A 20846-nucleotide genomic window follows, 5' to 3' on the forward strand; every position below is an offset into this window, starting at 1 on the left:
GCCGGGCGGATGTGCAGTTTGCGCCGCGTCCACCAATTCGAAACCATAGATCGTCGCATCCGGAAACCCCTCGTTCACCATCCGCGACAAATGCGCGGTGAATAGTCGGCCGGAGGGCTGCCAATGCACGGTGTTTGGCGGCAGGCCGCCCCGCCTTAGCGTTCGCTTAAGTTCGCTCTGACACGTTGGCCTGCAATCACGAAGGAGGCGTTCCGGCGCGTCTGTCTGACGATCGAGCCGAAGCGCGAGTGCTGTGAGTATTGTGAGTCTGATCCGCGATTGCCTGGATGCGCTGCTGCATCCGTCGGCGCAATATGATGCGCTGACGCGCGCACGCCATCGTGCCTTCATGGCGCCGCGGCTGCTCGGCAGCCTGGCGGCGCTCGCATCCTTCCCGGTGTTTCTTGCGATGCGCGGCGCGCCCACCGCGACCGAGGTCGCGGCGTTCGCCTGGCTGACCGCGCCGATCCTGCTGTCATGGTTCCTGTCGCGCACCGGCCGCTATGAAGGCGCGCATGTGCTGTCGTCGCTCGCGCTCGCCGGCCTCGTGATGACCATTGCGGCGCCCACCGGCGGCATCACCTCGTTTGCCGCGGTGTGGCTGATCGTGATCCCGATCGAGGCGGCGCTGTCGGCGTCGCGGCGCGTGGTGGCGTTTGCCTTTGCGTTGGCGATGATCTGCGCGGCGCTGCTCAGCGTGCTCGGACACTATCACGTGCTGCCGCCCGCCGATCCGGCGGTGGCGGCGAACAGCATGCTGGTCGGCTTCGGCGTCGTGTCCGCGATCTTCTATGCGGCCGGGCTCGCCTTCGGCGCCGAGTCGCTGGCGCGCACCAGCGTGGCGCTGCTTTATGTCGAGGAAGACCGCTACCGCCTGCTTGCGCACAACATGAGCGACGTGCTGTCGCGGCACAGCCGCAACGGCGCGGTGCGCTTCATCTCGCCGGCGGCCGAGATCATGCTCGGCGTGCCGGCATCAAGGCTGCTCGGCCACGGCCTGTTCGACCGCGTTCACGTCGCCGATCGCCCGGCCTATCTCACCGCGCTGTCGGACGCCGCGCGCGGCGGCGAGTCGCGCAGCGTCGAGTTTCGGCTGCGCCGCGACGCGGCGTGGAGCCAGGGCGGCGGCACCGACTTCATCTGGGTCGAGATGCGTTGCCGTCCGCTCGATCAGGCCGCTGCCGACGCCGACGCCGAAGTCGTCGCCGTGATCCGCGACATCACCGAGCGCAAGACGCAGGAGCAGGCGCTGGAGCAGGCGCGCAACGCCGCCGAGCAGGCCGATGCGTCGAAGACGCGCTTCCTCGCCACCATGAGCCACGAGCTGCGCACGCCGCTCAACGCCATCATCGGCTTCTCCGAGATGATCGCGCAGGAAGACGTGCTCGGGCTCGATGCCGCGCGCCGCAAGGAATACGCGCAGCTGATCAACGATTCCGGCCAGCATCTGCTGTCGGTGGTCAACGGCATCCTCGACATGTCGAAGATGGAGTCCGGAAATTTCGAGATTTCGCCGGAGCCGTTCGCGCCGCGGCCGGCGCTGCTCAATTGCTGCAACCTGATGGCGCTGAAGGCGCGCGAGAGCGGCGTCGACCTCGTCACCCGCGTGGCTGACGACCTGCCGAACCTGAACGGCGATCCGCGCGCGTTCAAGCAGATCGTGCTCAACCTCGTCTCCAACGCCATCAAGTTCACCGAGCGCGGCGGCAAGGTCACGGTGTCTGCTGCGGTCGAGGGATCGCGGCTTGTGCTGCGCGTCTCCGACACCGGTGTCGGGATCGCCGCCGACGACCTGAAGCGGATCGGCGACCCGTTCTTCCAGGCCGGCAAGACCTATCAGCGCCGCCACGAAGGCACCGGCCTTGGCCTGTCGATCGTCAAGGGGCTGGTTGGCCTGCACAACGGCGAACTGAATGTGGAAAGCAAGGTGGGCGAAGGGACCACAGTCTCGGTCGCGCTGCCGTTGGCGTTCACGCCGCAGGCCGCGAGCGAGCCGTCCAGCAACGTCTCGACGCTGAAGCCCGCGCTGCGGTCCGGACTACAAGAGCAAGCTCAGCAGGTGAAGAAGAGTGCCTAGACAGACTTTGGATGACGATGAAGCGCCGCGCCGCCGCCGCGGCGCCAAGGCGGTGGCGATCGAGGCCGAGCAGGAGCGCGGCCTGCTGCTGCGCGTGCTGCTGTACAGTCCAAAGGACATGGTCGCGGGCGTGCTCGCCGCGGCCGCCATTGTCGCGATTCTGACCAACGCGCTGTTCCTGCAGGCCGGCCGTCACCCGTCGCCGATGTTCGGCGGTTCGGTTGTGACCCTGCCGCCGCCGGCGCCGGCCGCGGCCGTCGCCAGTCCGTTGCCGCGCCCGCGTCCGGCCGAAGCTGCCGCGCGTCCGGCCGAGCCGGCTGCTGTGGAGCCGCCGAAGCCGGTCGAGACCAGGGCCGTGGAAACCAAGCCGACCGAAGCCAGACAGGACGCCAAGCCGGTCGAACCCAGGCCGGCCGAGAGCAAGCCTTCCGACCCGATGACCAATCTGGTGACGAAGTCGACCGCCCCGGCAGCGGCTGCCGCGCCGTCCAACGTGATCCGTCCGCCCGCGCCGATCCCGCCCGCCGCGACCGCGCATCAGAACGCGGCCGGGAAGCGGATCGCCGCGGTTCAGCGCGCGCTGACGCAATATGGCTACGGCCAGCTCAAGCCGACCGGCACCATCGGCGCGGACACCCAGACCGCGATCGCGAAGTTCGAGCGCGCCCGCAAGCTGCCGGTGACCGGTCAGATGTCCGATCGCCTGGTGCACGAGCTGACCGCGATGATCGGCCATTCGATCGAGTAGCTTACGCGGCGTCGCCGAGCAGGACGTCCCGGACCTCGTCGGAGAACAGCTTCCTGCGCCCGGCCACCAACACCCATTCCGGATCGTTGGGATCCGGTGTGGCGCGCGGCATGCCGTGGTCGAGCAGGGCCTGCGCGCAGCCGGCCCAATCGCCGCCTTCGACCGGTTCGTTGCAGGACGCCCAGGACAGCGAACCGGATGCGTTGTCGCCAAAGCCGTGCTGCTCGGTCCATTGCGCGCCGTGCTCGAGCAGGAAGCGCGTCAATCCGGCGTTGCCGCGGAACACGGCGTGATTGAGCGCCGAGCCATCCCAATCGCCGCCGCGCACCGCGATCGGCCAGCCCAAGCTGACCATCAGCCGCACACCGTCATCGGCACCGGCCGCGGCGAGCTCGGGAAGCAAACGCAACTGCGGCGCTGACAGCGCGCCCGGAAGATCGGGCCGTTCGGCCTGGATGCGGCGCGCCTCGCGCGCGTCGCCGCTGGCGCAGGCGGCGACGAACCGCTCCTCGTCGGGGAGTGTCTCTGCGCCGCTGCGTTCGCGCAGCAGATCGGCGACATCGGTCAGTCCGAATTGCAGCGCGAACCGGTAGGCGCCGAGGCCGTCGGGCGTCCTGACATGCGGATCGGCCCCGGCATCGAGCAGCGTCGCAATGCAACGGCGCGACCGCCGCCGTCGGATCGCCCACATCAGCGGCGAACCGCAATCGGTCAATGGCGCGGTGCCGGCGGGCTCGTTCGGATCGCCGCCGTGCTTGAGCAGCAATTCGAGCGCCGCGACGTTCTCGCCGTCGAGCACCTTGTACATCGCGTTGGTGCCCGCGATCCGCGCGCCGTGCGCGAGCAGGGCGCCTGTCGTCACGAAGCCTTCGAGGGAGTGATACAGCGACTCGTTGTCGTTGGGGTTGGCGCCGGCCTCGAGCAGCAGATTGGTCAGCTCCAGATCGTGGTTGCGCCCGGCGGCGCCATACAGCGCCGACAGCGGATTTTGATCGTCGGGCTTCTCGAGCGAACCCGGCGGCCAGCGGCTGCTGATGTGCTGATCGGGATCGGCGCCGGCCTGCAGCAGCAGGCGCGCGCAGCGATGCAGGCGCGCGCGAAATTCCGGGAGCTGCAGCAGGCTGGAATGCGTCACGGCGACCAGCGGCGGCAATTTTAGCGGACCGCCCGGCCGGTTCACCCAACTCGGATCGTTCGCCGCAGCCTGCCGCACCTTGTCTTCGTCACCGATGGCGCAGGCAAGATAGGGATCGTCAGCGGCGAGATCGGGATCCTCGGCGAGCATCCGCGCCGCAACGCGCGGATTGGCGCGATCGGCGGTGCCGTCGACGTCGCCGGCGTAGACCAGCTGCAGCCAGCGTCGCATCCGATCGTCTTTGCTTTTGCCGAGCGGCAATTGCGCCTCGACATAGCGCCGCAATTCGGGCCAGGAGGCAAAGCCGAGATCGCGCGCCACGCAGGACTGCGCATCATGGAGCCGCAGATCAAGCGCTGCGATGGCGGCGTCGCTGCGCCCGGTCGCCGCCGGAAGCGTGCTGCGGAAACGTGCATAGGCCTCCGGCGCCTGTCGCCGATAGAGGCGAATGAGCTCCTTGGCCTGCTTCTTCAGATGTTCGAGATTCAATCGCGCGGGCGATCGGTCGGACGATCGATTCATGGAAACCTCCGTGCATCAATCGCCGATGGTCCACAAAACCGGCTTGCACAAAGGCTTAGTTTGCCGCTTGGAGGCTGCAAGTGGGTTCAACCCTTCCCGTGGACCCGGGTGCGGCTTGCACCGCGAGAGGCAGGATATGGGCGCTCGGCGGGACGGTCAAGGCGCTGGGATCTGACGATTGGACGAGGCCGCGTCGCTGGCCTATAGGTCGCCGCATGCGATTGAAAACCTCTATTTGGGTCGCGGCCTATCTGCGCCGCTGCCAAACCGAAGGCGTGTTCGGCGCGGTCCGCAAGAAGGGCGCCGAGGAGGCCGGCGCGGTGTTCGTCAAGGTGGCGCTGATGGACGGCAACGCCGTGCTGTATGCGCCGGCGCCGCAGACGGTCTATGACGACAGCCGCCCGGTCGAGCGGCTGTTCGTGCCGACTGCGCCGCAGCCGGTGCCCGAGCCGACGATCGAGGAGCGGTTGGCCAAGGAACTCCGCTTCGATCCCGATGCGTGGATCGTCGAGACCGAGGATCGCGCCGGGCGGCACTTTCTCGATCTGGCAAAGAATTAGGGCATGATCCGGAAGAAGTGTGAAGCGGTTTTCCGGAATGATCATGCCCGGGACAATGAGCTGGCTCTACCTCCAGACAAGTGCAAAATCTTGAGCCGTCAAGTTGTGCAGGTTGGTGTTTCTCAGATCGATGACATCGTGGGTATTCATCCGGCCATCCGAGCTGTGGGACGTCAGCTCGCCAGTCCTTGCGTGAATTTCTTCACGTCAGGATTCATCTGGTCCCACGGCTGCGCGCTCTCCGTGAAGACATCCATCGCGGGCGCAAATCTCGACGGGTCCGCGAGACTCCCCGCTTGCAGGCAAATCAGGTCCGGCATCCGCTCCAGCTTCAACACGATCTGGCTTCCGCAATTCGGACAAAAACCGCGATCGACGGCCTTGCCGCTGTCTCCGATTCTGCGATGAAAGCGAAGCTCGCCGTACAACCGGAATCCATCCTTCGGCACGGCAACGATCGGCGCATAGGCACCGCCGCCCGCACGCTGGCAGGCCCGACAGTGACAGTTCAGCATGAGCATCGGATCAGCACTCGTTTCATACCGAACGGCGCCGCAGGCGCACCCGCCTGAAAGATTGCACGCCATCTCTGACTCCCTTTCGCGGAGGTCGGACATTTGCTGGCGGATCGGGTGCGGCGCAGGCAGACGCGCGGCGCTTGAATCCGACCGGTCCGCCGCAGTCTGGGCCTGGATTTTCCAGCCGCCTCATCCGTTCGGGTGAGGCAACCCGCCATCGGGAGCGGTACTTGCAGGCTCACCTAGTCGTGCCGCGTCATGATTAGCTTTGTTGCAAATGCAGCCGGACCGAACACGAGGAGGAGCAGATGGCTCAGGCCTATAAGGCTCAATGCTTTTGCGGTGTCGTAGAGATTGAAGTGACCGGAACGCCTGCAGTGATGGGCTATTGCCATTGCGACGACTGCCAAGCCTGGTCGGCGGCGCCGATCAATGCTTTCAGCCTGTGGTCTCCGGACTCGGTGCGGGTGACGCGAGGGAGCGAAGATATCAAGACCTTCAACAAGACCGAGGGCAGCTACCGGAAATTCTGCAGCCGGTGTGGCGGGCATATCATGACCGAGCATCCGGGGATGAAGCTTGTTGATGTCTATGCGCCGTTGCTCCAGGCGTTCAAGCACCAACCGACGCTTCACGTCCATTACGCGAACAAGTCCGTCTCGGTGAAGGACGGCCTGCCGAAATTCAAGGATCTGCCCTCGCAATTCGGCGGCTCTGGTGAGACCCTGGTCGAATGACAATTTCAATCCGGAGCGCCCGCCGCGCGTAACGCCTTGGCAAATTCCAGCCAGGCCTCTGGAGTGCGATAGGGAAGTGGGTTGCATCGGCTCACCGAGAAATCCGGTTCCTCCTCCAGAAGAGCCGCGATTGCGTGCCTGGCGCTCGGATGATCGCCCTCCCGCCAGCACGCGACCGCCAGCGCGGCAAGGTTTGGCCCCACAGCTGGTGCCAATTGGTTGGCCCGCTGAAACCAAGCACGCGCTTCATCGAAGCGGCCCGCGTCGAGATGGCCGTAGCCCGCAAACCGACTGTAAAGATGAACATAAGGATCGCGGGATTCGATGCCGACTGCCCGCATCGCGCTTTCGGCGCCGGCGTCAAAATCGCCGGAAAATACCTGGGTCGCGCCCAGCGCCCACATGGCCATATTGAAATCAGGATTGAGCTCGAGCGAGCGCAGAGCCGCGGCTTTCGCATCCGCATGCCGTCGTCGTCCGAACAGTAGCAGCAGGGAATGCGCGGTGTGGACCACGTCGCTCTTGTTATTCAATCGTACGGCTTCCTCAACTCTGCGAATGGCGATGTTAAGGACCGTATCCTCTGGCCTGCCGAAACCATAGAGGAATTCTGCCGTTCCAAGACCCGAACCGGCCATCATCAATGCCATGAAGTTCTTTGGCTGGAGCTCAAGGATTTGTTCCGAGATCACCCCGCCGCCGCGCCAACCCTCTTTCGTCGGAGTGAAAAAACTGATGCCGGCGAGCGCCAGAAGCTCTTCCACCGACAGCTCGTCCAAGGGACGACCGGCAAGCCTCTGGGCGTCAGCCGCCGCCACCCGCCGCCGCACGCTCATAGCCACCCGTGGCGCGCAGCGATCGAGAACATCGAACAAGCTGTCGCACCGCTCGTCGTAGCGCTCCGACCAGATCTGCTTTTCTTCTTCGGACGATAGCAGCCGCGCGAAGATCCGATGGCGTCCGTCGCCGACGTGAACTGCGCCTTCAAGCACGTAGTGAGCCCTGGCGCGATTGGCTGTTAGTTCAAGTCCGGTCAGCCGTGCCAAACAGGACCTGAGTTCGTGACCAAGGTCGTTCGCGAACCGCTGCTCGACCTCGCCGCGTCCTTCAAACGAGGCCAGGAACAGTTGCGGCTTGCCCTCTGCGCGCAAACTGGTCAGCCGCTTCGGCCACGACCAGACCCTTATCGGACGCTCGATGTTCTTGAATTTGCGCTCGCCATTGTCGAAGAAGGTCGTTTGGACAGATGGCGCCGCATTTTCCCTGATCGAGTGGGAGATCAGCACTCCACCTGGTTCGGCCATGCCTTCAAGCCGCGCCGCAACATTGACCCCGTCACCATAGATGTCGCCGTCTTCGAGAATGACATCGCCCAAATTAATTCCGATGCGCAGCACGATACGCTCTTTCTCGGGAGTTGCTGCCTCCAGTCTCGCCATCTCCCCTTGCAGCTCGATGGCACAACGAACTGCCTGCGCCGCGCTCGCGAATTCGGCCAGAAATCCGTCACCGGTCAGCTTGACCACGCGGCCGTCGCAATTTGCAACGGTTGGAGCGACGAGCTGTTCACGCAGCTGCTTAAGCCTTTCGAACGTTCTCAGCTCGTTCGCACCCATCAAACGGCTGTATCCGACCACGTCAGCGGCTAGCACCGCGGTGAGACGACGCTCCATTCTGCTCTTCCTCCAGATAGGCACTGCCGCCGCACGCCGGCAGGCCCGACAGTGGCAGTTCAGCATGAGCGCCGGATCAGCGCCGTCTCATGCCGAACGCGCGCCGCAGGCACATCCTCCTGAAAGATTCCCGGCGGTCGGACATTCGCTGGCGGACCGGGTGCGGCGCAGGGAGATACGCGGCGCTTGAATCCGACCAGTCCGCCGGAGCGAAGTCTGCGCCTGGATTTTCCCGCCGCCTCATCCGTTCGGGTGAGGCAACTTGTCATTGGGAGGGGCTACCTGTAGGCTCACCTCGCTAGTCGAAGGTGAGCAATGAAACCGCTTGCCCATCGGTTTCTGGAAGCGATCACCGGCGCGGAGAGCTGGCCAAACGCTCTCGCCGGAATGGCCGATTCTTTCGGCGGCATCGAATCGCACTTTACGGTTTGGGACCGCGCGCTAGGTCGTGTCTTGTTTTCCGCTCGTGCCGGCCGATTTCCCGCAGAAGCAAACGAGCAATACGCTCGATATTTCCACAGGGTTGACACCTGCAGGGAGGCGCTCATCTGGTCCGGGATGGGCGAGGTCATGCTCACCCAGGCCTATTATGGCGAAGCCTTTGTCAACACGGAGATTTATAACGATTTCCTGCGACCGCTGGGGGCCCGGTACGTCATGGGCATCAAGCTTGCCGATTGCGGCCATGCGGTATCAATGCTGCGCATTCACAGGAGCGCGAAGAACGGTCCCTATTCGGAACAAGACGTGCGCCGCTTGAGCCGGCTGTTTCCAAGCCTTTCTCACTCCGCCCAGCTCTATTTCGATCGATTGCAGACATCGCGCACGGCTGCGCTGGCGACCGCGGCGCTGGATCAACTGCATATCGGCATCATCGTGATCGAACGGGACGGGCGCATCATCCATATGAACGCGGCGGCCGATCGTGTTCTGGCGTGCGATAGCATCGCCAAGGTCCACGGAGGTCGGTTGAAGTTCAACAACATGCAAGCGAGGAGCGCGGTAGCAGGTCTGATCCGCAATCCGTCAAGAGCAGGCGAGTTCTCCTCCGGCGTCAGATCTGTCCGCGTGGGCGAATACGAACTGTCGATATCTCCATTGGCGGGAGATCATGGCCTGATTGGCTCCGGCGCACTGCTTGTTACTCTCCAGCGGTCGGACGCCGGCCTTCAAGACCTCATTGCGAAGCTTAGAATGGAATTCGGGTTGACATGCAGTGAGGCCGCGATCGCCGACCAGATTACGGCCGGCCGAACCTTGCAGCAGATTGCTACGAACAGTTCGATCAGCCTCAACACCGTCAAGACGCATCTGAGGGCCGTCTTCGCAAAGATGAACGTGCGCTCGCAGTCGGACCTGGTACGCGTTGCGCTGGGGTGCCGCTCGAAAGCATGATGGAGTTGCAAGCCTGGTAAGAGGAAAAGAGCTCAAACCATAGGCGAGCGTGCGGATCAACCGCGCTTTAGCTTCCCGATTTCTGGCTGCGAATTCCCGGCGCGCTGCCGGGCTGCACCGCGGAGCGCGTCTGCGACGATGCTGCGCGCAGGCGATGACGCTCATCGTCATAGAGCGACGAGCGATACTTGGCGCGCGCGACCGCCATGGTCGAGCCGCGCCAGGCCGCGAGCATCACCAGGGCCGAGCGTTCGCTCAGGCGATCGTAGAGCCGCGACAGCCGGTAGACATAGTTGACCGACGAGCCGGCCTCCGGGTTGAGGAACATCAGGATGCGCTGGAACGCGGCGCCCGATACGTCGAGCGCGCGCATCGCGCAGGCGAGCGGCTCGCCGCCGCGATCGTTCACCACCTGCGCCGCGATCCGCGACGGCAGGATCAAGGCTTCGCCGAGCTCGAGCGCGAAATTGTCGATGTCCTCGGCGAAAGCGGCCATCTCCAGAATATGGATCGCGCGCGCGGCGCGGGCGGCGGGAATCCGCGCCGCGGCCTTCAGCGGCGTATCCTGCAGATTGTGCAGGATCTGCGCACGCTCGCTGGTGCTGGCGGCAAAGAACATGTCGGAGATTTCGGCGGCATCGTTCGGCCGCATCGACAGGCTCGCCGCCATCCGCAACTCGACATCGGTCGGAGCCCTGGCCGATTGCGCGGCCGCCGCGGGCATCGGAATCGGCGCGGCCGCCGTCGCTGGCTGCGCGGCATCGGCGCGCCGCAGCCCGAGCTTGTCCAGGATGATGGCCGGTGTCGCCGGATAGACCGCGAGCCGTGCGCGCACTGCGGCGCGCGTCGCGTCATCGACCTCGTCGATCAACCGCGAGGTCAGCTCGACGAATTGCCGCTCCTCGTCCGCGGAGTGGGCACTTGCCTGCACATAGAGGTCGGTCAGGACGCGCAGCAGGGTCGGGCGGATGTCGACGCCCTCGCGACGGGACAGCGTCATCAGCCCATCGAAACCCGGAAATAGTGGAGCTGCGCTCATTCAGGCGTACGCGACTGGGTAAAGCTTCGAGTTCTGGACATCCTTGTCGAGGCGAGCCTAAGCGGGCTGTTTTAAGGGGCAGTTAAGGAAAACAGGTCGTGAAGCCGAACGCTCGAATTGCGCGTGTCGAATTGGGCACAGCGCCACATCCGTAACCGTCCGTAGTGCCGGCTTAAGATGTCGTTAACCATGCCCGTTCTTAACTCGGCGAGCGCGGGGCAAATCATGCCCGTGCGGGGCCAGAGAGAGCGGAACATGGGCACCATCGTCGAATTTCCGGCGGATGCGGCGACGCGGCGGCCAAGCGTGACGGACGCCGCAGGCGAACGTGTCGGCACCGTGCTGATCCTCCCCGTGGTGCGGATCGAGCGAACCGTCGAGGAGACCGGCGGCGATCGCGGACCGGAGCAGGGGACCGCACCGGGCCGCCGCCGGCGCCGTCGCTCCTGACCTTTAGGACATCGAGCAATGCCGGAGCGTGCGCGGCCGATCATCCCGGCGCTGGTCCTGCTGCTGGCGGGCGCAGCGCTCGGCGGCTGCAGCGGCGGCGATTTCGGCCGCACCCGCGCCGACTTCCGCAACGACGACATGCATCGCTGGCTCGGCGCCGAAGCGAACGGCAGCGTCGGCATGAGGGCCTCGCAATTCCAGCTCACCGAGCATGAACGGCAGCTGCGTGATCTGGCCTACCAGTTCATCGAGTCGCCGCTGTCGCGCCCGGCATGGAAGAGCGTGTTCGGCGACTATCAGAAGCTGCCGGCGCCGTGGCGGCAGAACGTGGTGTTCGACCGCACCGCCTACGGCCGCAATCTGATCGACGAGCCGCATCGCTCGTTCGCCTCGCGCTATTCGCTGCTGATCGACCACGTCCGCGACGACATCACGCGGTTCGAGCCGTTCTTCGCGACGGCGGCGCAGGTGATCGCGCTCGACTGCAAGCGCAGCGCCAGCCTCAAGGCGATTGCCGACGTGTCGCCGCGCGAGCGGGCGGATGCGGTGGCGCGGATGGAAGAGAACGCGCTGATCGTGCAATGGGTGCAGGTGAGCCTGGAGCGGCGGATCTCGTCCTATCGCTGGGCGCTGGAGCGGCTGGTGATCCAGGCGCCGGACGGCATGGCTGCCGACGCCGAACGCCAGATCAACGAGCTTGCCCGGCTCGCCGGCACCACGCCGCCGGCCGCGTGCCAGGCGGCGGTGGCGGTGTCGAAGGGCTAGACCCGTTTTGCTTGCCTTCCTGCCGCTCGCGCGCTTCGCTTCGCCTGCCGTCGCGGCAGGCTGGCAATGAATTCCTTCAGTGCATCCGACGGCGGCTTGGCCGAGGGATAGGCGAGGCCGATCTCGCGCCTCACATCGATCTCGATCGCGCGCACCGCAACGTCGGGATTGCCGCGCGCCACGCCCTCGGGAACGATCGCGACGCCGACCCCGGCTGCAACCAGCGCCATCGCCCATTCCTCCGATTCAGCAATCGCCACCGGCTTGCGCGGCGGCGCGGTGCGCTTGAAGAAATCCTGCTGCTCGCAATGGCAGCGGTCGATCATCGGAACGCCGGCGAAGTCGGTGGTCCGCAGCGTCTCCTTCAAGGTGAGCGGATGCGACGGCGGCAGCGCCGCGACGTAGCGCTCGCTCCACAGCGGAATGAAGTGCTCGCTTGCGCCGATCATCGTCCTTGCGACGATCCGGGCATCGGCCTTCTCGCCGGCGCCGACCAGCCGCAGCGCGAGGTCGGTGTTGCCGGTCAGCGGTTTCAGCAAGGCGATGGTCCGCGCCTGGTCGAGCGTCCGCAACAATCCGAGCGTCAGCGCCTTCCGCGTCACCGGTTTGCGAAACAGGTTCTTCGCCGCGTCGGCCTCGTCGATGATCCTGCGGGCAATGCTGTGGAATTGCGCGGCCGACTCGGTCGGCGCCATGCCCTTCTTGTGCCGGATGAACAGCGTGGTGCCGAGCTCCGCCTCGAGATTGGTGATCGCCGCCGAGATCGACGGCTGCGAGATGAAGCAGCGCCGCGCCGCGGCGGTCAGGTTGCGCTCGCGGTAGACCGCAGCGAAGTAGCGCAGCTCGCGGATTTCCATAGTCCAGACCTATTGAATGGATAGGAAGACAATATTTTACCTATGGCGTTGCCGCTGGCAAGCCTGCACCCGAGTTCAGCGGAGGGCCTGTCATGCGCATTCATCATCTCAACACTGGCACGATGTGCCCGATCGGAAAGCGGCTCGTGAACGGTAGCGGCAGCATCTTCCAGCGGGCGCGGATGGTCTGTCATTGCCTGCTGGTCGAGAGCAATGACGGCCTGGTGCTGGTCGATACCGGGATCGGTCTCGACGATATCGCCGACCCGCCGCGGCTCGGGCGCAAATGGGTGCGGCAGACCACGCCGCGGCTCGACCCGGCCGAGACCGCGGTCCGCCAGGTGCAGGCGCTCGGCTTCTCCCCGAGCGACGTGCGTCACGTGTTGCTGACGCATCTCGATCGCGACCATGCCGGCGGGGTGCCGGACTTTCCGAACGCGAAGGTGCATGTCCATCGCCGCGAGTACGAGATGGCGGTGACGCGTCAGGTGGCGCCGCCGGCGGGGCGCTACATCTCGGCGCAGTGGCAGCACGGGCCGGACTGGGCGTTCTACGGCGAGGGCGGCGAGGACTGGTTCGGCTTTGCGGGCGTGCGCGCGCTCGGCGACCGCGAGCCGGATATTTTGATGATCCCGCTGCCGGGCCACACGCTCGGGCATTGCGGCATCGCGGTGCGCCACAATGGCGGGTGGCTGCTGCACGCCGGCGATGCCTATTTCCATCACGCGCAGCTCGATGCCAGGCCGCGGATGCCGCTGGTGCTCGGCATGTTCCAGCGCCGGGCCGACATGGATCGCGCGACGCGCATCCAGAACCAGGAGCGGCTGCGCCAGTTGAAGGCGGCGCATGGCGCGACCGTCACCATCGTCAACAGCCACGATCCCGTCGACTACGAGACCTGCCGCCGCGGCCGGCACGCGGCTGCGGCGGCCTAGCGCTTGCGCGGCGCGGGCGGCGGCGGGGCCGGAGCGGGCGGGGGCGGCGGCGCCTCCTGCTTGGCCGCCACCGGCTCGGTCTGCGGCTTGCACGTCGAGGCCGCCAGCGAGGCCCGCGCCTGCGGCATCAGGCCGGGCTCGGGCGCCAGCGCCTTCAACAGGATCAGTCCCGTCGTCGTCGGCGAGTCGATGATCAGGCGGTCGGCGGCCGTGACTTCCTCGTCTTCGGGGATGTCGTTGTGCTGGGCCTCCGTCATCAGATCGAGCTCGATCACCTTCTTGCCGGCGGAGCGATCGTTGATGGCGTAATAGGCGACCTCGTTGCGGGTGTAGAACGACACCGAGGTATAAGCCTGGCTCACCGGCACGGTGAGCTTGAGCGGTCCGCCCGACAGATCGTAGCGGCAGATCGCCACCGCGAATGCCGGGTCCATCAGCGGCATCGGCGAGTTGCTCGGATCAGCCAGCGGCAGCTGCGTCACCTCGTTGAGCTTGGTCATCGGCGTCAGCCGCGAATAGGCGTCCTGCGAGGCGATCCGCGGCAGCGCCAGCACGCTGACGAGATGCACCACGCCGCCAAGCAGCACGCCCGCCAGAATGGTGAACACGATGCGGATCATGGGCACCCCGTCGTAGCAACGGCCGGCATCGGCGCGTCGCGCTGGGTGCGGGTCGCAACCCCGACCGGGGTGTCGTACAGCCGCAGCATCAGCGCATAGCGCTCGATGCCGCCGGTCGGCAGCCAGTTGCCGGCGCGCGAGCGCGAGGCGATGTGGATCTCGAAGGTGCCGTCGGAGGCGCGGATGATCTCCTGGCTGGTGAAGCCGTAGCGCTGCAGCGAGTTGGCGACGAGGTGGCCCTTGCGGTCGAACAGCGTCAGCGTCCAGAACCGCGCCGCCGGGGTGACGCCGCTGACCACGACGTCGCAGCGGCCGTCGAGCGGCTTGTTCTTGTCGTCGGTGGTGGTGGTGAAGGCGATGCCGTCGCCGGTGCCGACCGGCAGCTCGCCGCTGCGGGCGATGGTGGCGCGCGAATAGGGATCGACGTCCGAGGTGCCGTTCTTCGGCCGCGCGGTCCAGGCGCCGATCTTCAGCGTGCCGAGATCGGTGCCGCGCGTCGCCGTCGCATAGGTCAGGCCGAGCCCGACGGCGGCGGCGATCACGAGCGCCAGCAGGGTGGTGAGGATCAGCCGCACGTCAGTTCTTGCGTGGCACGGTCGCCGTGGTGGTGCCGGTGGCGCCGTCCGGCCCGGCTGCGGCGATGTAGTTTTCAGGGAACGCCAGCGCGCTCGACGATTCGGCCTTGCCGGCCTTGAGGTCGTTCAGCGTGGTCTTGCCACTGGCCTTGTCGGCGGTCCTGGCGGCGTCGTCGAGCAGCTTCTCAACCCGCACCAGGACATCGGCGCCGCGCTTGGTCAACACCGGCGGCGGACCCGGCTTGGTCTCCAGAATCTTCGGCGCGGCATTGGCCTGGGCATTGGCCTGCGCCGGCTGCTGCGGCAGCTTCTGGCCCATGCCGACGCCGACCAGCTCGCGCACCTCGACGCCCTGATGCGCGGCGACCATGATGTCGTGCCAGGTCTGCGCCGGCAGCGAGCCGCCGGTCATGCGGTTGGTCGGCGAATAGTCGTCATTGCCGTACCAGACCGCGCAGGTGAAGTTGCCGGTGTAGCCGACGAACCAGGCGTCGCGGTAGGCGTTGGTGGTGCCGGTCTTGCCTGCGGTCGGGATGCCGTCGAGCGCAGCGCGGCGCGCGGTGCCTTCGCTGACCACGTGGCTCATCATGCCCGCCATGTCGGCGGCGATATTCGGCGGAATCGCTTGACGCGGCTTCGGCCCGTCGCGGTCCCAGCGCCACACCAGGTCGCCGGCGCCGGTGCGCACTTCCAGCACCGAATGCGGCGTCACTGCCTTGCCGCGATTCGGGAAGGTCGCGTACGCGACCGCGTGCTCGATGACCGTGACTTCGTCCGAGCCGATCGGCAGCGACGGCGTGTCGGGCAGCGGCGCCTTGATGCCGAAGCGGCGCGCCACCTCGATGATCTTGGCGCGGCCGGCCTTCGGGCCGCCGATGTTCTTGCCGAGCTCGATCGAAAGCTTGACCGGCACCACGTTGATCGAGCGGGTGATCGCCTGCGTCAGCGTCACCGATCCGGAATAGGAGTGGCCATAGTTCTGCGGGCACCAGTTGCCGATGCAGACCGGGCCGTCGACGATCTTCGAGTTCGGCGTGTAGCCATTCAACAGCGCCGTCGTATAGACATAGGGCTTGAACGACGAACCCGGCTGACGATAGGCGTCGGTGGCGCGGTTGAACTGGCTCGCACCGTAGTCGCGGCCGCCGACCATGGCGCGGATGCCGCCGTCGAGATCGGACACCACGGTCGCCGCCTGGGTGGCGTGATAATCCCGCCCGAACTGCCGGAGCTGGTTCTCGATGGCTTCCTCGGCCGCCTTCTGCACGTTCATGTCGATCGCGGTGCGCACCACGAACACGCGCTCGGTGTAGGATCTCGGGAAGGTGTCGACCAGCTTGCGCATCTCGTCGAAGGCGTAGTCGAGATAGTAGTTCGGCGAGTTCTCGTCGCGCCGGTCGACCGCCACCGCCGGATTGCGGCGGGCACCGAACACCTGGCCCTCGGTCATGAAGCCGGCATCGACGAGGTTGTCGAGCACGACGTTGGCGCGGGCGCGCGCCGCCGGCAGGTTGATGTGCGGGGCGTATTTGGTCGGCGCCTTGAACAGGCCGGCGAGCATCGCGGCCTCGGCGAGGTTCACGTCGCGCACCGACTTGTTGAAATAGAAATGCGCCGCGCCGTCGACGCCGAAGGTGCCGCCGCCCATATAGGCGCGGTCGAGATAGAGCTTCAGGATCTCGTTCTTGGTGAGGCGGGTCTCCAGCCAGATCGCAAGGAAGGCTTCCTTCACCTTGCGCTCGATGGTGCGCTCATTGTTCAGGAACAGATTTTTCGCAAGCTGCTGGGTGATCGACGAACCGCCCTGGCGGACGCCGCCGGCCTGCGCGTTGGTGACCAGCGCGCGCGCCAGGCCCGGAATGTCGATGCCGAAATGATCGTAGAAGCGGCGGTCTTCGGTGGCGAGCGTCGCCTTGATCAGGTTGTCGGGAAAATCTTCCAGCGGGATCGAGTCGTTGTGCTTGATGCCGCGGCTGCCGATCGGGTTGCCGTAACGGTCGAGGAAGGACACCGCGAGGTCGGATTTCTTCAGCCAGTCCTCGTCGGCGGTCTCGCGGAAAGCGGGGATCGCCAGCGTCAGCAGCAGGATCATGCCGCCGAGGCCGAGGGTCGCGGCCTCCGACAGCGGCTCGATGAACACCCAACGCTTCCAGCGGCCGATATAGAAGCGGTCCATGAAGGTGGAGTAGCGCTCGTAGAGCTCGCGCAGGCCGCGCGCCGACTGGAACAGCGCCGAGTCGAACCGTGCATCCAGATCGAGGCGGAGATTGTTGAACCGCCTTATCCAGTCGTTTGGCAGGAACCTAGGCACCAGAGCCCTTGATCGGTTGAGCGTTCCGAGCGCCCGGCGAGGCACTCAAACGCGCGTCATGCTTCGATGTTGCGGCAAACCCAAGGCGCTTTTGCGTCGTTGGGGGCTTGTTCGTTGTTCTATCCGAGCGGCCGTCATAAACCAATGGCGCGGCTGGCGAATTTAATGAAACCCCTAACGCTGCCCACCGCCTTTTGCGGCCCCGCAAAACCACCCCCTTGCGCGGCCGCGGCCGGCACCCCAAGAAGAACCGCATCGACCTTAACAGGGAATCATGACCGCACCGCCCAAGCACCCATCGGACCAGACGGGATTCTTCTGGAAAACCAAGACGTTGGAAGAGATGTCCAACGCCGAATGGGAGAGCCTGTGTGACGGCTGCGCACGCTGCTGCCTGGAGAAGCTCGAGGACGAGGACACCGGCAAGATCTATTTCACCCACATCTCCTGCAAGCTGCTCGACGCCGGCCTGTGCACCTGCAAGGACTACCCGAACCGTTCCGACAAGGTTCCGGATTGCGTCCGCCTGACGCCCGAAAACGTGCGCACCCTGAACTGGTTGCCGCCGAGTTGCGGCTACCGGCTGGTGGCCGAGGGGCGGGACCTCTATTGGTGGCATCCCCTGATCTCCGGCGATCCCAACACCGTCCATGAGGCCGGCGTCTCGGTGCGCGGCCGGGTGGAGGGCACCGAGCTCGACGTCAACGACGCCGACCTCGAGGATCACATCGTGCGCTGGCCGGGCCTGCTGCCGAAGCGGGCGCGGCTGAAGAAGCGTCCCAAGACGTAACGTCCCAAGATCAGACACAACAAGACCTGACCGCAAGATCCGCGCGCTGCTCCTGCGGAGCGGAGTGTGGCGGCGTTCACACTTGCATTCTGATATATATGCTATCCTGGGGTGCAATTTTTCCGAACTCGTATTGTTCATTCGCGCCCCGCCGTCGGGCACATCGATTCCGCCGTCGGGCGCATATTCATGGAGCCAGCCATGGCGCGATCCCGAACCCGCAACTATGCGAAGAAGTCCGCGGTCATCAAAAGCCCGATCGTCAAAGCTCAGGCCCGTCCGTTCTGCCGGAACGCACCCCGGGTCCCGCCGCCGCTCAGCCCGATCGTGATGGGCGATCCCAACCGGGCGCGCGCCATCATCGGGACCAGGACCAAATGGGTGAACGGAACGGTGCTGCACTATTGCTTCTACACCGCAGGCCATTTCGCGGTCCCCACGACCCAGGCGGACGCGGTGCGCGAGGCGTTCAAGAAGTGGAAGGCGATCGGCATCGGCCTCGATTTCAAGGAGGTCAGTCAGCTCAGCGAAGCCGAGGTGCGGATCGGCTACTCGACGGCGGATGGCTCGTCCGCATCGTCGGTCGGACGCGACGTGCTGGACGTGCCCGCGAACGAGCCGACCACGGTCTATGGCTGGGATCTGACCTCGCACTACGGAGCCGGCACTGCGCTGCACGAGATCGGACACGTGATGGGCATGGAGCACGAGCATCAGAATCCGTTTGCCGGCATCAAGTGGCACGAGGACGCCGTCTACCAATCGCTGAGCGCGCCACCCAACAGCTGGGATCGCCAGACCATCTTCCACAACATCCTGGAGAAGCTGACGCCGCAGCAGGTCCAGGGGTCGACCTGGGATCCCGATTCGATCATGGAGTACGAGTTCGAGGCCGGCCTGATCGCCGAACCGAAGAGATATGAGACCGACGGCATCACGCCGCCGGCCACGCTCTCCGCCGGCGACAAGACATGGGTGCAGAAATGGTATCCGCCGCTGCAGCCGACGCTGGCAACGCTGGCGCCGTTCCAGCCGGCGGTGGCCACCCTGGCCGCGGGCCAGCAGATGGACTACGCGATCAAGCCCACGGCGACACGAAAATACACCGTCGAGACCAAGGGCGCTTCCGACACGACGCTGGTGCTGTTCGAGGACGTCGACGGGACATCGCGCTATCTCACCGGCGACGACGACAGCGGCGAGGAGCGCAACGCCAAGATCACGCACCGGCTGTTCGAGGGACGCAGCTACATTGCGCGGTTGCGCCTCGTGCATCCGGGACCGACCGGTGAAACCGCGCTGATGTATTCCTGACGGATACGCAGGACTTTCTCCCGCCTTGCCCTGGGCCGTCATAGGTGACGGCGGTCCAGGGACTTTGTTGTGTCCAATCACGGCTTTGCGATGCTGCAGGTGCGGGATGCACCTATGCGCGCGGGGGCCTGCCTTAGCATCGAATTGCTGCGTAAATTGCCGGTGAGAGAATGATTCCATCGCGGCCGCGGGCTGCGTGACACCAGCATTACGCCTCAGATGAACAAGTATGAACGGCAGAGCCGTTTTCCTGCCGACCAGCAGACATTGCCTGACGACATTGCCGACGAGCTGTCCCGCCTCCCGAGCGAGGTGATCGAACTGAGCGGCGCGCCGCCGCTGGCGCCGCCGGTCCCGCTCACCCACGACGAGGTCCGCACCATCGTCATCAGCCTGATGCTGACGATGTTTTTGGCGGCGCTCGACCAGACCATCGTCGCGACCGCGCTGCCGACCATCGGCCGCCAGTTCGGCGACGTCACCAATCTGTCCTGGGTGATCACGTCCTATCTGCTCGCGTCCACCGCCGTGGCGCCGGTGTTCGGCACCTTGAGCGACATCTACGGCCGCCGCGCCATGATCATCACCTCGCTCAGCCTGTTCGTGGTCGGCTCGATCCTGTGCGCGATCGCGCCGAGCATGGCGATGCTGATCCTCGCCCGCGGCCTGCAAGGTCTCGGCGGCGGCGGCATCATGCCTGTGGTCCAGACCGTGATCTCCGACGTGGTGTCCCCGCGCGAGCGCGGCCGCTACCAGGCCTATTTCTCCAGCGTCTGGATGGCCGGCGGCATTCTCGGTCCCGTGATCGGCGGCGTGTTTGCCGAGCATCTGCACTGGTCGATGATCTTCTGGATCAACCTGCCGCTTGCAGCCGCCGGGCTGGCGCTGCTGCTGCCGAAGATGAAAAAGATCCCGGTGTTCCACCGCAAGCGCGAGGTCGACTGGCTGGGCGGCATCCTGCTGATGGCGTCCGCCGTCGTGTTCATGCTGGTGCTGACCTGGGGCGGCACGCGCCTGTCCTGGCTGTCGCCGACCATCACCGCGATGCTCGGGGCCTCGATCGCGCTCGCCGGCGCCTTTGTCTGGCACGCGCGCCGCGCCGATGAGCCGTTCCTGCCGCTGTCGCTGCTCGGCGGTTCGGTGGTGCCGTTCGCGATGTGCGCCGGCGGGTGCGCGCTCGGCGCCATCGTTGGCCTCACCGTGCACCTGCCGCTCTACTACGAGGTGGTCTACCACCTCAGCGCCAGCGAGGCCGGCCTCGCGCTGATCCCGCTCGCCGCGATCTCGACCTGCGGTGCGGCGATCGCCGGACGAACCATGGCGAAGGCCAAGCACTACAAGCGTGTCGCGATCGTCGGCACCTCGGTTGCCGCGATCTGCGCCGTCGGCATGGCGGTGACGACGTTGCCGCTGTGGGGCCTGCTGACGCTGATGGGCGTGTTCGCGCTCGGGCTCGGCACCACATTCCCCGTGAGCGTGGTGTCGTTGCAGAACTCGGTGGCGCGGGCGCAGGTCGGCACCGTGACCGGCGCGATGAACTTCTTCCGCGCGCTGCTGGCCTCCTTCACGGTGGCCGCTTTCACCACGATCCTCTTGATGACGCTGGGCTCCGACATCTCGCTCGCCAGCGAGCATCACGGTGCAGCGGGCGCGGTGAGCGCGATCCCGGTCGCCGACATGATCACCGCGTTCCGCTACGTGTTCGCCGCCGCCGCCGCGCTGCTGACGACCGCCGCGGTCTGCATGATCATCATGGAAGAGCGCCCGCTCGCCGGGCCCGGCACAGCGCCGGTGGAGATGGCGGAGTAGGGACCGGCGGTTCACT

General features: G+C 65.8%; 19 protein-coding genes. 11 read left to right on the forward strand and 8 right to left on the reverse strand.

All coding sequences use genetic code 11. From position 1 onward, the window contains the following. The first annotated feature begins 262 nt into the window (after nt 1–262). Nucleotides 263–2077 (forward strand): PAS domain-containing sensor histidine kinase, encoded by a 1815-nt coding sequence (locus tag CI41S_RS04045; protein WP_172627958.1) that lies wholly within the window; start codon nt 263–265, stop codon nt 2075–2077. Next, nucleotides 2070–2825 carry a peptidoglycan-binding domain-containing protein gene (locus CI41S_RS04050; protein ID WP_172627897.1) on the forward strand — a complete coding sequence of 252 codons (756 nt, stop codon included), beginning with the start codon at nt 2070–2072 and terminating at the stop codon, nt 2823–2825. Before CI41S_RS04045 ends, CI41S_RS04050 begins: the two co-directional genes overlap by 8 nt. Before the next feature lies 1 nt (nt 2826). Here CI41S_RS04050 and CI41S_RS04055 read toward each other — a convergent pair whose 3' ends face one another. After that, on the reverse strand, nt 2827–4482 hold the full coding sequence (locus tag CI41S_RS04055; protein ID WP_139857531.1) for an ankyrin repeat domain-containing protein: 1656 nt from the start codon (nt 4480–4482) through the stop codon (nt 2827–2829). A 215-nt stretch (nt 4483–4697) separates the two neighbouring features. Here CI41S_RS04055 and CI41S_RS04060 point away from each other — a divergent pair, with 215 nt between their 5' ends. Beyond that, entirely contained in the window at nt 4698–5042 is a 345-nt protein-coding gene (locus CI41S_RS04060; RefSeq protein ID WP_139857532.1) for a DUF1491 family protein, read from the forward strand. A gap of 173 nt (nt 5043–5215) precedes the next feature. Here CI41S_RS04060 and CI41S_RS04065 read toward each other — a convergent pair whose 3' ends face one another. After that, nucleotides 5216–5659, reverse strand: a complete 444-nt coding sequence (locus CI41S_RS04065) for a GFA family protein (protein WP_488230464.1) — start codon at nt 5657–5659, stop codon at nt 5216–5218. Nucleotides 5660–5868: 209 nt separating this feature from the next. On the opposite strand from CI41S_RS04065, the gene CI41S_RS04070 reads away from it, so the two are divergent. After that, entirely contained in the window at nt 5869–6297 is a 429-nt protein-coding gene (locus tag CI41S_RS04070) for a GFA family protein (RefSeq protein ID WP_139857534.1), read from the forward strand. Nucleotides 6298–6302: 5 nt separating this feature from the next. Here CI41S_RS04070 and CI41S_RS04075 read toward each other — a convergent pair whose 3' ends face one another. After that, on the reverse strand, nt 6303–7970 hold the full coding sequence (locus tag CI41S_RS04075) for an adenylate/guanylate cyclase domain-containing protein (RefSeq protein ID WP_172627898.1): 1668 nt from the start codon (nt 7968–7970) through the stop codon (nt 6303–6305). Nucleotides 7971–8285: 315 nt separating this feature from the next. On the opposite strand from CI41S_RS04075, the gene CI41S_RS04080 reads away from it, so the two are divergent. Continuing rightward, the gene (locus CI41S_RS04080) at nt 8286–9365 is read left to right on the forward strand and encodes a helix-turn-helix transcriptional regulator (protein WP_139857536.1); all 1080 of its coding nucleotides are present in this window, start codon (nt 8286–8288) and stop codon (nt 9363–9365) included. Between the two features lie 67 nt (nt 9366–9432). Here the strand turns inward: CI41S_RS04080 and CI41S_RS04085 are convergent, their stop codons facing one another. Then, nucleotides 9433–10365: a DUF2336 domain-containing protein gene (locus tag CI41S_RS04085; RefSeq protein ID WP_139857537.1), complete on the reverse strand. Its 933-nt coding sequence runs from the start codon at nt 10363–10365 to the stop codon at nt 9433–9435. A 294-nt stretch (nt 10366–10659) separates the two neighbouring features. Between CI41S_RS04085 and CI41S_RS04090 the strand changes: the two genes are divergently transcribed. Together CI41S_RS04090 and CI41S_RS04095 are read left to right on the forward strand one after the other, a co-directional pair. Further along, the gene (locus CI41S_RS04090; RefSeq protein WP_139857538.1) at nt 10660–10854 is read left to right on the forward strand and encodes a hypothetical protein; all 195 of its coding nucleotides are present in this window, start codon (nt 10660–10662) and stop codon (nt 10852–10854) included. An 18-nt stretch (nt 10855–10872) separates the two neighbouring features. After that, nucleotides 10873–11619, forward strand: coding sequence for a hypothetical protein (locus tag CI41S_RS04095; protein ID WP_139857539.1), 747 nt, complete (start codon nt 10873–10875; stop codon nt 11617–11619). Here the strand turns inward: CI41S_RS04095 and CI41S_RS04100 are convergent. After that, entirely contained in the window at nt 11616–12476 is an 861-nt protein-coding gene (locus CI41S_RS04100; protein WP_139857540.1) for a LysR family transcriptional regulator, read from the reverse strand. The genes CI41S_RS04095 and CI41S_RS04100 overlap by 4 nt on opposite strands. A 92-nt stretch (nt 12477–12568) precedes the next feature. Here CI41S_RS04100 and CI41S_RS04105 point away from each other — a divergent pair, with 92 nt between their 5' ends. Beyond that, nucleotides 12569–13411 carry an MBL fold metallo-hydrolase gene (locus CI41S_RS04105; RefSeq protein WP_139857541.1) on the forward strand — a complete coding sequence of 281 codons (843 nt, stop codon included), beginning with the start codon at nt 12569–12571 and terminating at the stop codon, nt 13409–13411. On the opposite strand, the gene CI41S_RS04110 is transcribed toward CI41S_RS04105, so the two are convergent. From CI41S_RS04110 to CI41S_RS04120, 3 genes are read right to left on the reverse strand one after another with little or no spacing between them, the layout of a single operon-like run. Next, complete coding sequence (locus CI41S_RS04110) at nt 13408–14031, reverse strand: DUF1254 domain-containing protein (protein WP_139857542.1); 624 nt, start codon at nt 14029–14031, stop codon at nt 13408–13410. The two genes, CI41S_RS04105 and CI41S_RS04110, sit on opposite strands and share 4 nt — an antisense overlap. Beyond that, nucleotides 14028–14606 carry a DUF1214 domain-containing protein gene (locus CI41S_RS04115; protein ID WP_139857543.1) on the reverse strand — a complete coding sequence of 193 codons (579 nt, stop codon included), beginning with the start codon at nt 14604–14606 and terminating at the stop codon, nt 14028–14030. The genes CI41S_RS04110 and CI41S_RS04115 overlap by 4 nt, the downstream gene beginning before the upstream one ends. A 1-nt stretch (nt 14607) precedes the next feature. Then, on the reverse strand, nt 14608–16917 hold the full coding sequence (locus tag CI41S_RS04120; RefSeq protein WP_139857544.1) for a transglycosylase domain-containing protein: 2310 nt from the start codon (nt 16915–16917) through the stop codon (nt 14608–14610). A 274-nt stretch (nt 16918–17191) separates the two neighbouring features. Here CI41S_RS04120 and CI41S_RS04125 point away from each other — a divergent pair, with 274 nt between their 5' ends. The 3 genes from CI41S_RS04125 to CI41S_RS04135 all read left to right on the forward strand — a co-directional run bounded on the left by CI41S_RS04125 (nt 17192) and on the right by CI41S_RS04135 (nt 20830). Further along, complete coding sequence (locus CI41S_RS04125; protein WP_139857545.1) at nt 17192–17707, forward strand: YcgN family cysteine cluster protein; 516 nt, start codon at nt 17192–17194, stop codon at nt 17705–17707. A 201-nt stretch (nt 17708–17908) separates the two neighbouring features. Continuing rightward, on the forward strand, nt 17909–19021 hold the full coding sequence (locus CI41S_RS04130) for a zinc metalloprotease (protein ID WP_210242622.1): 1113 nt from the start codon (nt 17909–17911) through the stop codon (nt 19019–19021). Nucleotides 19022–19240: 219 nt separating this feature from the next. After that, a complete protein-coding gene (locus CI41S_RS04135) occupies nt 19241–20830 on the forward strand; it encodes an MDR family MFS transporter (RefSeq protein WP_139857546.1) in 1590 nt (529 codons plus the stop codon). Nucleotides 20831–20846 lie beyond the last annotated feature (16 nt).

Origin of the sequence: Bradyrhizobium ivorense, from assembly GCF_900696085.1 — a bacterium.
In the GTDB taxonomy this organism is placed as follows: Bacteria; Pseudomonadota; Alphaproteobacteria; order Rhizobiales; family Xanthobacteraceae; genus Bradyrhizobium; species Bradyrhizobium ivorense.

Excerpts from the sequence above, each read along its gene's own strand:
- CI41S_RS04105 (WP_139857541.1), top strand. The coding sequence starts at position 12,569 with ATGCGCATTCATCATCTCAACACTGGCACGATGTGCCCGATCGGAAAG.
- CI41S_RS04125 (WP_139857545.1), top strand. The coding sequence starts at position 17,192 with ATGACCGCACCGCCCAAGCACCCATCGGACCAGACGGGATTCTTCTGG.
- CI41S_RS04110 (WP_139857542.1), bottom strand. The coding sequence starts at position 14,031 with ATGATCCGCATCGTGTTCACCATTCTGGCGGGCGTGCTGCTTGGCGGC.
- CI41S_RS04095 (WP_139857539.1), top strand. The coding sequence starts at position 10,873 with ATGCCGGAGCGTGCGCGGCCGATCATCCCGGCGCTGGTCCTGCTGCTG.
- CI41S_RS04065 (WP_488230464.1), bottom strand. The coding sequence starts at position 5,659 with ATGTCCGACCTCCGCGAAAGGGAGTCAGAGATGGCGTGCAATCTTTCA.
- CI41S_RS04070 (WP_139857534.1), top strand. The coding sequence starts at position 5,869 with ATGGCTCAGGCCTATAAGGCTCAATGCTTTTGCGGTGTCGTAGAGATT.
- CI41S_RS04085 (WP_139857537.1), bottom strand. The coding sequence starts at position 10,365 with ATGACGCTGTCCCGTCGCGAGGGCGTCGACATCCGCCCGACCCTGCTG.
- CI41S_RS04135 (WP_139857546.1), top strand. The coding sequence starts at position 19,241 with ATGAACAAGTATGAACGGCAGAGCCGTTTTCCTGCCGACCAGCAGACA.
- CI41S_RS04080 (WP_139857536.1), top strand. The coding sequence starts at position 8,286 with ATGAAACCGCTTGCCCATCGGTTTCTGGAAGCGATCACCGGCGCGGAG.
- CI41S_RS04075 (WP_172627898.1), bottom strand. The coding sequence starts at position 7,970 with ATGGAGCGTCGTCTCACCGCGGTGCTAGCCGCTGACGTGGTCGGATAC.
- CI41S_RS04060 (WP_139857532.1), top strand. The coding sequence starts at position 4,698 with ATGCGATTGAAAACCTCTATTTGGGTCGCGGCCTATCTGCGCCGCTGC.
- CI41S_RS04100 (WP_139857540.1), bottom strand. The coding sequence starts at position 12,476 with ATGGAAATCCGCGAGCTGCGCTACTTCGCTGCGGTCTACCGCGAGCGC.
- CI41S_RS04055 (WP_139857531.1), bottom strand. The coding sequence starts at position 4,482 with ATGAATCGATCGTCCGACCGATCGCCCGCGCGATTGAATCTCGAACAT.
- CI41S_RS04090 (WP_139857538.1), top strand. The coding sequence starts at position 10,660 with ATGGGCACCATCGTCGAATTTCCGGCGGATGCGGCGACGCGGCGGCCA.
- CI41S_RS04130 (WP_210242622.1), top strand. The coding sequence starts at position 17,909 with ATGGCGCGATCCCGAACCCGCAACTATGCGAAGAAGTCCGCGGTCATC.